General features: G+C 42.8%; 11 protein-coding genes. 6 read left to right on the top strand and 5 right to left on the bottom strand.

The window, feature by feature from the left end:
* The first annotated feature begins 37 nt into the window (after positions 1-37).
* Both FD05_RS02205 and FD05_RS02195 read left to right on the top strand, forming a co-directional pair.
* Positions 38-811, top strand: a complete 774-nt coding sequence (locus FD05_RS02205; RefSeq protein WP_020281320.1) for a CPBP family intramembrane glutamic endopeptidase — start codon at positions 38-40, stop codon at positions 809-811.
* 556 nt (positions 812-1,367) lie between these two features.
* Positions 1,368-1,796: a hypothetical protein gene (locus FD05_RS02195; RefSeq protein ID WP_039932940.1), complete on the top strand. Its 429-nt coding sequence runs from the start codon at positions 1,368-1,370 to the stop codon at positions 1,794-1,796.
* A 442-nt stretch (positions 1,797-2,238) separates the two neighbouring features.
* Here FD05_RS02195 and FD05_RS02190 read toward each other — a convergent pair whose 3' ends face one another.
* Positions 2,239-2,997, bottom strand: a complete 759-nt coding sequence (locus FD05_RS02190; RefSeq protein ID WP_020281323.1) for an exodeoxyribonuclease III — start codon at positions 2,995-2,997, stop codon at positions 2,239-2,241.
* Positions 2,998-3,224: 227 nt separating this feature from the next.
* Between FD05_RS02190 and FD05_RS11795 the strand changes: the two genes are divergently transcribed.
* From FD05_RS11795 to FD05_RS02175, 3 genes are all read left to right on the top strand, one after another.
* Positions 3,225-5,030, top strand: a complete 1,806-nt coding sequence (locus tag FD05_RS11795) for a DUF5776 domain-containing protein (RefSeq protein ID WP_039932941.1) — start codon at positions 3,225-3,227, stop codon at positions 5,028-5,030.
* A 121-nt stretch (positions 5,031-5,151) separates the two neighbouring features.
* The gene (locus FD05_RS02180; RefSeq protein ID WP_020281325.1) at positions 5,152-6,009 is read left to right on the top strand and encodes a DegV family protein; all 858 of its coding nucleotides are present in this window, start codon (positions 5,152-5,154) and stop codon (positions 6,007-6,009) included.
* Positions 6,010-6,127: 118 nt separating this feature from the next.
* Positions 6,128-7,546 (top strand): MFS transporter, encoded by a 1,419-nt coding sequence (locus FD05_RS02175; protein ID WP_020281326.1) that lies wholly within the window; start codon positions 6,128-6,130, stop codon positions 7,544-7,546.
* 51 nt (positions 7,547-7,597) lie between these two features.
* Here the strand turns inward: FD05_RS02175 and FD05_RS02170 are convergent, their stop codons facing one another.
* Positions 7,598-7,819 carry a hypothetical protein gene (locus FD05_RS02170; RefSeq protein ID WP_039932945.1) on the bottom strand — a complete coding sequence of 74 codons (222 nt, stop codon included), beginning with the start codon at positions 7,817-7,819 and terminating at the stop codon, positions 7,598-7,600.
* Positions 7,820-8,090: 271 nt separating this feature from the next.
* On the opposite strand from FD05_RS02170, the gene gap reads away from it, so the two are divergent.
* Positions 8,091-9,110, top strand: a complete 1,020-nt coding sequence (gene gap, locus FD05_RS02165) for a type I glyceraldehyde-3-phosphate dehydrogenase (RefSeq protein WP_020281327.1) — start codon at positions 8,091-8,093, stop codon at positions 9,108-9,110.
* 64 nt (positions 9,111-9,174) lie between these two features.
* Here the strand turns inward: gap and FD05_RS02160 are convergent, their stop codons facing one another.
* The 3 genes from FD05_RS02160 to FD05_RS02150 all read right to left on the bottom strand — a co-directional run bounded on the left by FD05_RS02160 (position 9,175) and on the right by FD05_RS02150 (position 14,166).
* Positions 9,175-9,573 carry a hypothetical protein gene (locus FD05_RS02160; protein ID WP_039932949.1) on the bottom strand — a complete coding sequence of 133 codons (399 nt, stop codon included), beginning with the start codon at positions 9,571-9,573 and terminating at the stop codon, positions 9,175-9,177.
* A gap of 130 nt (positions 9,574-9,703) precedes the next feature.
* A complete protein-coding gene (locus FD05_RS02155) occupies positions 9,704-12,364 on the bottom strand; it encodes a MucBP domain-containing protein (RefSeq protein ID WP_020281329.1) in 2,661 nt (886 codons plus the stop codon).
* Positions 12,365-12,540: 176 nt separating this feature from the next.
* Positions 12,541-14,166 (bottom strand): ABC-F family ATP-binding cassette domain-containing protein, encoded by a 1,626-nt coding sequence (locus tag FD05_RS02150; RefSeq protein WP_020281330.1) that lies wholly within the window; start codon positions 14,164-14,166, stop codon positions 12,541-12,543.
* Positions 14,167-14,251: the final 85 nt, after the last annotated feature.

Below are 14,251 nucleotides of genomic sequence, written 5' to 3'. Positions count from 1 at the left end.
AAGCATGACACAACTATAATAGATTTATAAGGGAGACGTGATTGGATTGGAAGACTCACCAAAACGTGATCTTTGGCAGGTCATTAGTTTATTTGTATTAGTCGTTATTTTACTCATCGGCATCTATTTCGGTGAAACAGCTCTCGGGATGGGAGAAATTTCACAGATTGCCGTTCAAGAGATTTTGCTATTTATTATCTTTTTCGGTTTGAATTATTTTTGGACTAAGCAGCCCGTTAAATTAGGGTTAACAGTATCCTTCCGCAAATTGATTCCCATCAGTGTGCCCATTATTGTGATAGTCCTCTTCATTTTGTTCATCATGCTTGGTAAACACACTACCCACACGATGGTACTGGCAACCGTTTCGGGGCTGGGTGCCGGAATCTTTGAGGAATACTTATTCCGTGGCATTATTCTCGGCAAGTTATTGAAAGTATTCAGCGGTCCTTCGAAAGGAAAAACAATAGCGTACGCTGTCATTGTGACAAGCTTGTTATTTGGGTGTATCCACGCGGTCAACTCCGCATCGCAGTCCATTCCAGAAACTGGGATTCAGATCTTGAACGCAGCTTTCTTGGGTGCGATTCTGGCTGCCCTCTACTTGCGGTCTGGCTCGATTATTGCCCCAATGTTGTTCCATGGATGCTGGGATTTCACGACCTTCGTTGTCACAGGAAGTACGACATTGGCGTCGGGCAGCACTTCCATCGCACCCGTGATTGGTTTATGGGTAGTCTTTCTGCTGATCGCACTTTATTACTTAAGAAAGAGCAAAATTAAGGAAATTGATTTGAAACATTTTGAATAGAAATACAAAAGAAGCCACCGGATCAAATGCGATCTGGTGGCTTTATTTTCTAATCATTGGTTAATGCAACCCAAATCCGTTTTCGAAAGGACTGTTCTTTGTCTTGATACTGCACACAGCGATTCTTTTCGGAATTGCTGCATGCATAAAGGCTGTTGCTTGGATAATTTTCGCAATCGCGGATCTTATTCGGGCAAAAAAATAGAACCGCCCCTAACCTAGCCAGCCTCGGCGGTTCAATACTGTTGTCGCTGAGTCGGTACTCTACGAATTTACCACGGCTCTGTTTTATCATGAGTCGTGCTATTTTTTCCCTGGAAATGTTTGGAATTTTAGAATCCATCATATTAAGAACTCGTCAGTCCACGCATTTGGATACTTTTGTACCAACATGTAATACAATGTGTGCAAGAGATGATAAACATGTTGACCAAAAGGTAAAAGCTGTCCACGTTGAAATGGATTTGGATTTAAAAAGTCGAAACGAAAAGTTCTTCGACAAAAACTGCTTGGAAAGATTATCTATGTTCTCTGAAATAGAAACGAGGTAAATACCATGAGCTCAGCAAGTTCAACATATCCATCAACCTCAAAAATTTGGTTGCTACTTCTTGGTGTATGCATCATCGTTTTGCTAACCGCCTGTATGCCTAAAATGAGTTCGAAGAAAGATTCGCTCACCGTTTACAATAATGAAAATACCAGGATTCTATACACGACGAATAAGACAAAAGTCACACAGGTCAGTCATTTGATCAGTAAAAGTGATACAAATGCAGCCAAAATTGTGATGCCAAAAAATTCCAGACTTAAATACCGTTATGTATTACACCAAAAGGCGCACAATGTGAACATCAACGTGTACGTTTACAAGAACACGTACAACATCAAAATGACCAATATCCCAGTTCTGAAAACCATTTATTATCGCCTATCTCCCAGTGATTATCGGAAGATGAATCAACCGAAAGCTTATTTGAAATAAGAGATCCAGTCATGAAAAGTCCACACGAAGCCACCAGATCAATACGATCAGGTGGCTTCGTTTTCTAATCATTGATTAATGCAACAAGGTACAATTTCAGGTATAATTTTTATTTGTAGGGTTGCTAGAGCGGTAGCGGTCATTCTTTGAAGGAGGTGTTGCGTATGCAACATAAATCTAATAAAGAAAGGATTGCTCCACGTCTTAATGCTGTATGCGGTGATAATCTTTGCGATCGCCACATACTTAAAGGCAGTTGCCTGGGTAATCTTCGCAATCGCGGATATTATCCGAGCAATCGAAAAGAACCGCTTCTAACTTTGACAGGTTAGCGGTTCTTATCGTATTGCTAAGCTATCGCTCTACAACTTTACCACGACTCCATTTTATCACGAGTCGTGGTATTTTTGTACTCTGAAATATCCCCTGGTATTTAATAAGTTTAAATTTCTCCAGTATCCAACTCCACAGGGCAATGATCCGACCCAAACACATCGGTCAAAATCTTCGAGTCCTCAATTTTGTCTGCCAAGCGGTCACTGGCCACAAAGTAGTCAATCCGCCAGCCAGCATTTCGATCACGGGAATGAAATCGGTAGCTCCACCATGAATAGATGTCTTTTCGATCCGGATAGAAGTGACGGAACGTGTCCATGTAGCCTTCACTTAACAACTTCGTAAAGTCTTCCCGCTCCTCGTCGGTGAATCCGGCATTGTGGTGATTGGATGTTGGATTTTTCAAATCAATTTCCTTGTGAGCCACATTCAAATCGCCACATAGGATGACTGGTTTTTGCTTGTCGAGTTTGTTCAAATATTGGAGAAAGGCTTTGTTCCAACCGAGACGGAAATCCAAACGCTTCAGACCTGCGCCAGAGTTGGGCACGTAGCTAGTGACCAAATAGAAGTTGGGATACTCCAAGGTGATCGCCCGGCCCTCATGATCAAACTCGTCGCTTTCAATGCCATACATCACGTTCACCGGCTCATGCTTGGTAAAAATCGCGGTGCCGGAATACCCCTTCCGCTCAGCATAGCTGAAATACTGATGATAGCCAGGCAGCTCAAGCTCCAACTGCCCTTCCTGCATCTTAGTTTCCTGAATGCAGAAAAAGTCCGCGTCTAATTGATCAAAAGTCTCCGCAAAATCGTGCTTAACAGCAGCGCGAAGCCCATTCACGTTCCAGGAGATGAATTTCATGTGATCCCGTCCTTTTTTGGTTTATTGAGTTAATTATAACGTAAATGGGTGATGGTCGATTAACTAATCCCACTCCTCGTCCAGATAATAAGCAGAGATAGTATTCCACTATACTTATTATATCTAGTGTTAACCAATGTATTATTATGAATGACATAGTGGTAAACTATTCATGAATGGGCTTTCAATCCATTACATAATGTTATTGAGGAAAAGGGGAATGTTTCATGATTAATAAAGGACACAGCATGATGAAAATGATAGTGATCGCATTCACAATTATTTTTACCGTCATCTTATTTGGTAGCAACCATTCAGCATCGGCGGCGACGCCAAACGAGCTCACAACAAAGATTTGGATTACGGCAACCGATTCAAAGGGAAATGAAAAAACAATTGCACAAGAGGAAGTAGACCCCAATGGGCAATTCGATCGGACTAGCAATTTGATTAACAATATTCAACCAATTAATACGCATGAATATTCAAATTTTGTTGAACATTATTCAATCGTTAATAAAACCGGAAACAACTTACACATAGAGCCTATTCTCGAATTACCATGGGCTTTCGATACAATCCAGGGAATTCCAACTTTGGTCAATGATAGTTCCCGTCATATCACGATTACAAGTCCTACAGAAAGCCCATTTACCTTAGCATATTCATATTCTGACAACGCTAATCAATATACCAGTGTCTATAAGCAAAGCGAAAAACTCAGTGATATTGCTTGTGTTGGGCCTGTGGACGACGTCAATAGTCCTTTATCATACCAATCTTTCGCCAATAACGCCAGCCTCCAACTTGATGTTCCTCTAAAGGTCGCTAAGAACACTGATTGGCCAGATGAAGAAACTCACCAAGCCTTAACAATTGACCAGCTATATGTACGTGAGGAAGGAAAGACAAATCCGGGTATTAGTCTAGTATTACTTCCTATTCGCACCATGGAAGCACACGATTTTAATTCCGCTAATCTCAACACGTTGAAGGATGAGGATCAATATAAAGGTCTAACCCACCTATATAAATCTGACGGCAGTGAAACTAACATTCATGACGCAGCTGTTAAAATTGAACCAACAAACGTTTGGAACCAATACCAAGTTACTTATACGTACGATGGTGTAAGCAAGTCTGTTATCGCTACAATTGGTGACAAATCCTACATTGATGCTAAAGACTTTACAGTTGGTTACGGTAGTGATTGGAATTCACAAAAGTTCAATGGAATTACTTCTTTAAAGGATACAAATGGTAATTCTATAAAGCCTTCTGATAGTAACGTTTCCATAAGCATTACTGATTCCAAGAACAACTCTGTACAAAGCATTGATACAAATAATGCCGGCGCTGTATACACCGTCACGTACAAAGCCAATGGTGCAACAAAAGTTGTTCATGTAACCGTTGGCCAACGTGGATATACTCCAAGCAACAATGGTGGCAATTCATCCAACAATTCAAATAACAACGGTGGCAACTCCGGCAACAACGCCTGGAACCCATCCACACCAAGCAACCCTAACGGAACTGGCTTACCAAACTATGCTGCCGTTAAAGGTTCAGCCGTATTTGCCAACAAACGTGTCTACATGTATCGCCATGCTGATTTCAAGAAATCAGAACGAATCGCAACGTATCCAAAGTCCAAACGTGCTAATAACGCAATGTTTGTCGTGCTTGACTATGCACGTTCCGCAAATGGCGCTTTACGTTACAAAGTTCGTGACGTCAACCACCACTCAAAGACTGACGGCAAGATCGGTTACATTACCGCCAATCCAAAGTATGTCGTAAACGTCTACTACAAGACGATGCCTAAGAACGGTAAGATTACCGTCATCAACAAGAAAGGTATCCACGCTTACAAGCACGCCAACTTGACCGGTCGCGTTAAGACCTTCAAGAAAGGCACTCACATTACTGTTAAGAGTTTTGTAAAGCACAACTTAACCACTCGTTACAAGTTAAGCAATGGCACTTACATCACTGCTAACAAGAAACTGGTTATCCAAGGTACCTACTAATACTGATTTTAAAATGAACCTCGACATCATGATGCCGGGGTTCATTTTTACATAACATTCTTTGTCTTCAATCAAAATAAGGGTTAAAATACACTTACAACCCCGAAAAGAGGACATCACAATGAAAACAGCCGTAATTACTGATAGTGCCAGCTACCTGGATCCTGTGGTCGCTGCCAAATATAACATTACCGTTCTGCCAATCACCGTTATCTTCGGCACCCAGGAATACCACGATGGCGTTGACATCACTTCGCAGGAATTCCTGAAGAAATTAGCAGAAACTGAAAAATTACCGACAACTGCGCAGGTCACGATGGGCCAGATGCAGGAAGCCTTCGATACCTTGGCAACAAAAGGCTATGATGAAGCCATTTGTGTTAATTTATCATCTGGCATCACTACCTTCTATGAAAACTTGGTCGCATACAGCCGCCAAGTGACCAACATCAAGGTGTACCCCTTTGACTCAAAAATCGCCAGTGCTGGCGAAGCAGACCTCTGCCTATTGGCAGGTAAGATGGCTGAAAACGGCGAGAACGCCGACGTCATCATCCCCAAGCTTGAGGAATTACGCGACTCGATCCACGTGTCGTTAGTTGTTGACAGCTTGGATCACTTACAGCGAACCGGTCGGATTTCCAACACGTCGGCATTTTTCGGTAATCTACTGAAAATTAAGCCGATCCTGACATTTGACGATGCCGGCAAAATCGTGCCTGAGGCCAAGGAGAGGACCATGAAACAAGCTCTCCAGCACATTATCGACCAAATCGAAAAATCGAATTTTAACTTACCAATGAGAATTTCAGTGGTCGATGCCAACAACCCGGACTTAAGTAAAGCTTGGGTGAGTACCTTCCACGAACACTTCCCAAAGGCCAGCATCAGCACCTACCAGATCAGCCCTGCAATCACCGTGCATACCGGCGAAAAGGCCATGGGCGTGGTTTGGGACCTGGATTGGGATAAAATATAGCAAGTAGCTTGAACAGGAGTGAGTGAATTGCCACTCGCTTTTTTCTTGCTTTCGAATTGATAAACGCGTTTTAGAATCTGCCATTATTTAAATAATCTACTTAGAAAGAGATGAAATCATGTCCAACAACAATGAAAAAATCAGCCGACAAACGTACCTCGCTCTGCTGGCTGCCGCCCTCCTCTCATTTACCGGAATTCTGACCGAAACCTCGATGAATGTTACTTTTCCAGAATTAACAAAAGTCTTCAACGTCACTTTGGACACGGTCCAGTGGATTACGACCGGTTATCTGCTGATGGTGACCATTGTCATGGCGACAACTGCTTATCTGCTTAAGAAATTCAAATCACAATCAATCTATCTGTTTGCCGCAATTGCTTTTGTGGTCGGCGATGTCATGTGTGCCACATCACCGAATTTTCCAATTCTCATGAGCGGCAGACTAATTCAAGCCATCGCAACTGGTTTGTCCACACCTCTGATGTTCCACATTATCTTTAACAAAATTCCCGCCGGCCGAATCGGTTCAATGACAGGCTTAGCCGGAATGGTGATTTCACTTGCGCCTGCCTTAGGACCTACGTACGGTGGAACTGTTTCCTCAATCGCTTCTTGGCGGATGATCTTCTGGCTGATTCTGCCAATCATCGTCATCAGTTGGTGGCTGGGTTCACGATACATTCGCATTGATCCAGTCGGCACCGGTTCATTCGATGCCCTCAGCCTAGGCTTGTTGGCAGCCACTTTGTTCTCAATGGTCTTCGCCGTCAGCAAGGCCGGCAAATATGCCATTACGAGTTCTCAAGTTTTGATTCCATTTGTGATCGGTCTGATTGCGTTAGGCTTATTCATCTATTCCGATACTCACGGCAAATCACAGCTCTTAGATATTCGCATCTTAAAATGGCTGTCGACTTCCCTGTCGGCATTCACCTACTTCGTCTTGCAATTCGTCAATATTGGCGTGTCGTTTCTGATCCCAGTCTATTGCCAGTACGTTTTGCATAGTTCACCGTTCATTGCTGGACTGGTGTTACTACCGGGCTCACTGGTCGGAGCGGCTGTCTCACCATATGCAGGCCATCTCGCCGATATGAAAGGTTATGCACTACCAATTATCCTCGGACTCAGTTCAATGACCCTGGGTGGCCTGATCTTCTTCGGCATCCAAGCCGTCCTGACTGCCTGGATCATTCTGTTGATCTACACCTTTTTACGGTTCGGCTTCAACATGGGATTCTCGAACACCATTTCAAATGCCATGTTAAATGTTCCCCGGAAATATACCGCGGATGTCAACTCGCTGTTTAGCATGCTCCAGCAATTTGCCGGATCAATTGGGGTTGGTATCATGGCCGCTGTGATGGCGATCAGTCAAAATAACGGTACTGGCAGCCTCGCAGCCCGTTCGTTTGTTGGTGGGAAATATGACTTTTTGCTTGCCACCTTACTGAGCGCGGCCGCCTTAATTGCAGCGATCATCAACTTTAGACTACAGAAAAATACCAAATTGAATATTGAAGAATCTGATTAGATTCGATTGAAATAGGCGCCTTCGCAATTGATTTGCGGAGACGCCTTTACCTTATCTCTTATTTTGTTTTTTCTGATAATCTCTATTCTCCCTACGCCATTGGAACAAACCGATCACTAGCCAGACTATGGCTACCCCAACAATAATTATTTCAAGAGCAATGGCATTCTGGCCCACTTCTTTTTGTGGCGTAATCATTATTGTGAAAAAGCTGACTCCCAGAAGCAACCCCGGCAAGATCACATTAGTACTGTAATGTTTATTGTCTTTCATACAAATTACATTCTTTCTGAGCTAAGTTTTATTATTCATCTGTATTGTAACGACGTATGCGTCTAGTGTATCCAGTTACGCCCGTTTTTCTTAGTAATGTGAGTTCTAAAAATTGATCCCTCATGTTGATACTCATCATGAGGGATTTTAAGTCTCTTTGTTTGAATTTCCAGATGAATGCGCTTAAACTTTGTTTGATGATGAAGAAAGGTTGTACACAAAGTAATCACCATCATTGACTGTTGCCCATAATTTAAAGGGGGATCCACTTATGGTAAAGATAGGAATTAATGGTTTTGGTAGAATTGGTCGATTAATTTTACGTCGTATTTTGGAAATTAACGATCCTGATTTGGAAGTTGTTGCAATTAATGATTTGACCAGCCCGTCAATGTTGGCATATCTCTTCAAATACGATTCAACACACGGCACCTTACCTTATGATATTTCATCAACCGATGATTCACTGGTTGTTGACGGTAAGAACTACCGAGTTTATGCCGAAAAAGACGCCAGCAAAATCCCTTGGGTTAAAGATAACGGCGTTGATTTAGTCCTTGAATGTACCGGCTTCTACACCTCCAAGGAAAAATCCCAAGCCCATTTGGATGCCGGCGTGAAGAAAGTCTTGATTTCCGCTCCAGCCGGCCCAATGAAGACCATCGTGTTCAACGTTAACGATGACACTTTGGACGCTGACGACCAAATCATTTCAGCTGGATCATGCACGACCAACGCTTTGGCACCAATGGCTTACTTCCTGAACAAGGAATTTGGCCTGGAAGTTGGAACTATGACCGCGATCCATGCATTTACCAGCTCACAAATGATTCTCGATGGCCCTAAAGGCAAGAAGCTCCGTCCAAACCGGACCGCATCAGCCAACACAATTCCTCATTCAACGGGTGCTGCTAAAGCAATCGGCCTGGTTATCCCTGAACTTGAAGGCCACCTCCAAGGCCACGCAGAACGGGTTGCGGTAGTTGACGGCTCTGTCTGCGAATTGGTTTCCGTGCTCGACACTAAAGTCACTGCTGACCAAGTTAATGACGCCATCAAGCCACATACCGCTGATAATCCTGCATTTGGGTGGAATGAAGATCAGATTGTTTCATCCGACATCATCGGCGACACCCACGGGGCAGTCTACGACCCAACATTGACCGAAGTCACCACCAACGGTAACTTCCAAGTGGTCAAGACTGCAACCTGGTTCGATAATGAATACGGCTTCGTTTCAAACATGGTACGAACTGCTAAGAAATTCGCAGAAGTATCCGGCTTGAACTAATAATTGATCAAACAAATAATCGTCACACTCGCGACCTGAAAATGGTCATGAATGTGACGATTTTTTATTTGGCTCTAGTTAGACTAACGGTCAAAACGTCATTCTTGGTGGTATCGTAACTGGCCAAAATGCCATTCACCACATCAGATGCCTTGCCGTGACTGGAAATTGAGCGGTTGTATGTGTTGATCCAAGTGCCCAAGGCTTCCATCCCGAACTCAAAGCCTTCAAACACCCGCATATAGGCAAGTGAATGGGGTTTCGGAGTCACAATGGTAATCTTCTGCACTCGCTGATGATCAATTTCCATCTTGAGATTAATTTCATCGGTATCGAAAAACGTCTGTGTACCATCTGCTGTGCTGGTCGGTAATTTGTACTCAGGTAACTGAATATTTTCATTATAAACTCTGGACACGTAAGCGAACGTCCCCAGGTCGTTTGCGCCAAGTTCTTGTGTCAAAATAGTCCCCTCCTGAATGTGCATCGTAACTTGATAGTTCTTACTATGATTATATATTGGTTTTGGGAAATGTTGGCGAAATTAGCTTACCAAAAAAGGCCTGCCGGAAAATTCAAGCAGGTCTTTTTGATTATTTGATCACTTTGACATATTTCTGGTTGGCAGTGACATAGCCACCCTTAACTGCATAACGCATCGTTCCGGATCTGGTCAACGAAGCTTCATGACTGAAGGTATAGCGCTTAATGACTAACTTGGTTCCCTTCTTGAAATGACCATTCCGCTTTGCCAAATTTGGATCTGCATATCGGTTGATAAAGTGGATCACCTTAAGTTGCTTTGGTTGACTGATCCTTCCCATCTTTACCAGCTTTCGATTTCCTGTAATGAAGTGCCCATTACTCAGTAAATAACGAGTCGTCAAATTATGTTTCACAAAACCAGTCACATGAAGAACTGTTCCTTGTTTGAAGTTCTTAACTTTACCAGTTAAGTTCTTGTTGACATACTCATTGACCCCGCGTGGGTTAATAACCGTCAGTGTTTGATGAGAACTGTGATAGTAAACCGGACGAACATACTCGAAGTTGGTGGTAATGTAACCTGTCCAACCGTCTGTCTTGCTCAAGTGATTGACATCGCGAACCTTATAGCGAACACGACCAGCCTTGGAATATCCATAATCAGTCACAACAAACATTGGTCTGAATACCCGCGGCTTCTTGACGTAACCAAATTTTCGTTCCGCTTTGTCGAAAGTTGAATTCTTATACAAATAAATTTTCTTCAGTGAGTAGACAACCTCGCCCTTCTTAGCAATGTGACTTGGCTCGGGCACAGGCTGTGGGTTAGGCGTTGGTGTGACAGGTGGATTCACTGGATTGACCGGGTTAACCGGGTTAACCGGGTTAACCGGATTTACAGGATTAACTGGCGTTGCTTTCTTGACGTAATAATAATTAACCACCGGTGTTTGGTCGCTAAATGTTCCACGAATATTTTTAGGTAATTTATTCGTATCCAATGTGTAGGTGTCACCATTATAATTCAAAGTCTGTAGTTGATATTTGCCATCAGCTTCATATGGATCACCGACCTTGCCATAGAATTTCTTCGTCTGAATAAGTGAATTATCCGCTTCATTGATGTAGTTGACGATAACAGCGGCGGACTCATCAGTTGGTGGAACTGGTTTGGCCTCTTTCTTGTAGTAGTAATTGACATCAGAATTTGTGTTCGCAAATGTACCCTTAATATTTGTGGGTAGCTTGGTTGTATCAAGTGTGTAAGTATCACCGTTTAAGGTAAAGCTTGCTGGTTTGTAACTCCCATCGGCTTGATATGGATCGCCAATCTTTCCGTAGATATTCTTTGACTGGATCAGAGAATTGTCAGCTTCATCAATGTAGTTAACTGCAACTTTCCCTGAATCATTTGTCGGTGTCGGTGGCGTATCTTTCTTGGTGTAATAGACATTAATTGTTTCATCACTGCCCAACGTCCCTTTGACCACGGACTTGTCGGCGGTGTAACCTGAAATAACTGGTGAATCAATCTCATAGGTTCCGGCACCACTGGCTTTGTACTGGGGAGCAAGAACATTATTAGTGCCCTGTTCAAGATAATTAATTGTTAAATTGTAGGATTTGATGGGCTCGTAGACAAATGTCAGTGGATTGCCAACTGGTTCGGGCATGGAGGCGGTCCCATATGCTTGGGCAACTCCATACGTGAAATCCGCTGCAATGGAACCGCCAGCAGTTGCTTTTACGGTGACGGTTTTACTCTGCTTTGTGCCTGACATTCCACCACCAGGAATTTTACTATAATCAAAAATCATGTACATTTCTTGGGTGTTTTGATCATCAATAACTTTCCGGGCGACTGTTACATACCTATTTTCCTGTGTAAACGTCCAATCTCCTGGGGCAGTTTTAGTAATATTATTAATTAGGAATTGATGATCTGCATTCATATATGGAACTCGAATCAGGCGATAGCCCTCAATCTCTGGATATTTGACATCGACAAAAGTACCTGAATATCCAGAAATAATTTGCTGGGGGGCAAGTTCATTTCCGTTAGCATCAACGAATCGTGCTGGAATTCCACTTAAATAATTGAGTGGAGCCGCGGAACTAGAACCATTAAGATAGTATGAACCCCAATCCATCTGTAAGAGGCCATTTTCCCAATATAAAGTCATGCCTTGGATTGTTTCACTCCAATTAGGATTGAAATTAGGCGATTTTGGCCCTGGAACTTCCTCGGTATTAGTCAGCTTCCCTGCTCCATCAACTTGATGAATATACATTTTTGTATTGTCATGTGACCAGCCAACCATTAGAACCGATCCATCCAGGTAATACCCCCAGTTAATTGTTTCATCCTTCACTGGTGGTGTAATATAATCATTCGGATTTATCGAACCTTCTTGATTAGAAATAGTTGAAAAACCAACTCGTGCATCCTGTCCCATTGGATTGGCCAGAGTGCCGTTGACATATATCGGTAACTGATGAAACACCGTACTACCCTCATAGAAATTTGTCACCGGAATATCCGAGTGTTCCTTAGGATCAATAGTTGGATTATCAGTCCGATCAGCAGGATCCGGAGCCTTCACAACATGCGTTGGTGTGATGATGGTTCCGTCTGGTGTATCATCGTTTACTTGAGTAGTTGCAGCTTGAACATTACTTACTTCATTTACATTTGAATTGCTGAATGCTAATATTCCCCCAGTACTAATGAGCAGTGCTGACATTAGCAATAATTTATTGACTTTCATAATTGTATTCCCCTTCAATTATGCTTATGAAAACTATCACATTCACCTATATTATAACGTTTACAAATAACAATAACACGCCATTACGTTTTTACTTCTCGGGATCCAAAGACAAAACAAAAACAGGAACCACAAGATCGATATCTTGTAGTTCCTGCTATATGTCGTACACCATTTTAACTATAAAGATCACTCAACTTCTTCTGCACGTCGGGGTGATTAATGAATTCATCATAATTGGTATCTGCTTTATCAATAATGCCGTTATTGGAAACTTCGATAATGTGGTTAGCAATTGTCTGGATAAATTCATGATCATGAGAGGTGAAAATGATCGAGCCCGGGAATCCAACCAATGCTTCGTTTAGAGCAGTGATTGATTCCAAATCCAAATGATTGGTTGGGTCGTCCATCAAAAGTGTGTTGCCCTTTTGCAGCATCATCTTCGAGAGAACACAACGTACCTTTTCGCCACCGGATAACACTTTAACTTCCTTATTCACGTCATCCCCAGAGAACAGCATTCTCCCAAGGAAACCGCGCAAGAAAGCATCGTCATCACTGCCCTTTTCGGCAAATTGGCGCAGCCAGTCGATAATCCGTTGATCATTGTCGTTAAATTCGGACGCAAAATCCTTCATCAATGAGGACATTTCAACAGTCTGACCCCATTTAATTTCACCAGAATCTGGCTGAGTCACGCCGGCCAAAATTTGCATTAAAGTCGTGGTAGCTAAATCGTTGCGGCTGACCAAAGCGGTCTTATCGCCAGGACGCAGTGTGAAGGTCACATTATCAAGAATCTTGACGCCGTCAATTGATTTGGAAACCTTATCCACGCGCAACAAGTCATTTCCAAGTGGCCGGTTCTCCTCGAACTTGATAAATGGGTATTTCCGTGAAGATGGCTTAATGTCATCCAACGAAATCTTATCCAGCTGTTTCTTCCGCGAAGTCGCCTGTTTGGACTTGGACGCATTGGCACTGAAACGATCCACGAACGCTTGGAGTTCCTTGATCTTATCTTCTTTTTTGGCATTTGAATCAGCCTTCATCTTGGCAGCGAGCTGGCTTGACTGCAACCAGAAATCATAGTTCCCCACGTACATCCGGATTTCACCGAAGTCGACGTCGCACATCATGGTACACGTCTGGTTCAGGAAATGACGGTCATGGGAAACGATGATTGTGATCTTCAGATAGTCAGCCAGGAAATTCTCCAGCCATTCAATTGAGTACACGTCCAGTCCATTGGTCGGCTCATCCAACAGTAAAATGTCGGGCTCACCAAACAATGCCCGTGCCAACAGCACTTTCACTTTTTGACCTTCAGTCAATTCACTCATCAACTGTTGGTGAAGTTCTTCTGGAATGTCTAATGACTGCAACAATTGTGACGCATCAGATTCAGCGTTCCAGCCGTCCATTTCGGCGAATTCAGCTTCCAAATTGGCAGCTTGAATCCCGTCCTCATCAGAAAAATCAGGTTTGGCATACAAGGCATCCTTTTCTTCCATGACATCAGCTAAATGCTGGTAGCCTTGGATAACCGTTTGCATCACCGTCTGCTCTTCAAAGCCATAATGGTCCTGGCTCAAGCTGGAAATTCGTTCGTTTTTATCGATGTGAATTTCACCAGTTGTGGGTGTCAAATCACCTCGAAGTAATTTCAAAAATGTTGATTTACCGGCACCATTAGCGCCAATCACGCCATAACAGTTGCCTTGCGTGAACTTCAAATTCACATCGTCATAAAGTTTTTTACCTGAGAGTTGTAATCCCATGTTTTGAATCGTAATCATTAATTTACCTCATAAATAGAGTGTAACGAGGGTGTGAGCAACAGATGGTAATCAGGCCCATCGAAACACGTGTCAGTTATACAAT

It is taken from the genome of Lentilactobacillus otakiensis DSM 19908 = JCM 15040 (assembly GCF_001434145.1).
Taxonomy (GTDB): Bacteria; Bacillota; Bacilli; order Lactobacillales; family Lactobacillaceae; genus Lentilactobacillus; species Lentilactobacillus otakiensis.
The sequence above is the reverse complement of the archived record's forward strand: the minus strand, read 5'-3'. Positions and strand labels throughout refer to the sequence as shown.

What these genes read in the sequence shown, in the direction of transcription:
- FD05_RS02195 (WP_039932940.1), top strand. Translation starts at nt 1,368, where the DNA reads ATGAGCTCAGCAAGTTCAACATATCCATCAACCTCAAAAATTTGGTTG.
- FD05_RS02190 (WP_020281323.1), bottom strand. Translation starts at nt 2,997, where the DNA reads ATGAAATTCATCTCCTGGAACGTGAATGGGCTTCGCGCTGCTGTTAAG.
- FD05_RS11795 (WP_039932941.1), top strand. Translation starts at nt 3,225, where the DNA reads ATGATTAATAAAGGACACAGCATGATGAAAATGATAGTGATCGCATTC.
- FD05_RS02180 (WP_020281325.1), top strand. Translation starts at nt 5,152, where the DNA reads ATGAAAACAGCCGTAATTACTGATAGTGCCAGCTACCTGGATCCTGTG.
- FD05_RS02175 (WP_020281326.1), top strand. Translation starts at nt 6,128, where the DNA reads ATGTCCAACAACAATGAAAAAATCAGCCGACAAACGTACCTCGCTCTG.
- FD05_RS02170 (WP_039932945.1), bottom strand. Translation starts at nt 7,819, where the DNA reads ATGAAAGACAATAAACATTACAGTACTAATGTGATCTTGCCGGGGTTG.
- gap (WP_020281327.1), top strand. Translation starts at nt 8,091, where the DNA reads ATGGTAAAGATAGGAATTAATGGTTTTGGTAGAATTGGTCGATTAATT.
- FD05_RS02155 (WP_020281329.1), bottom strand. Translation starts at nt 12,364, where the DNA reads ATGAAAGTCAATAAATTATTGCTAATGTCAGCACTGCTCATTAGTACT.
- FD05_RS02150 (WP_020281330.1), bottom strand. Translation starts at nt 14,166, where the DNA reads ATGATTACGATTCAAAACATGGGATTACAACTCTCAGGTAAAAAACTT.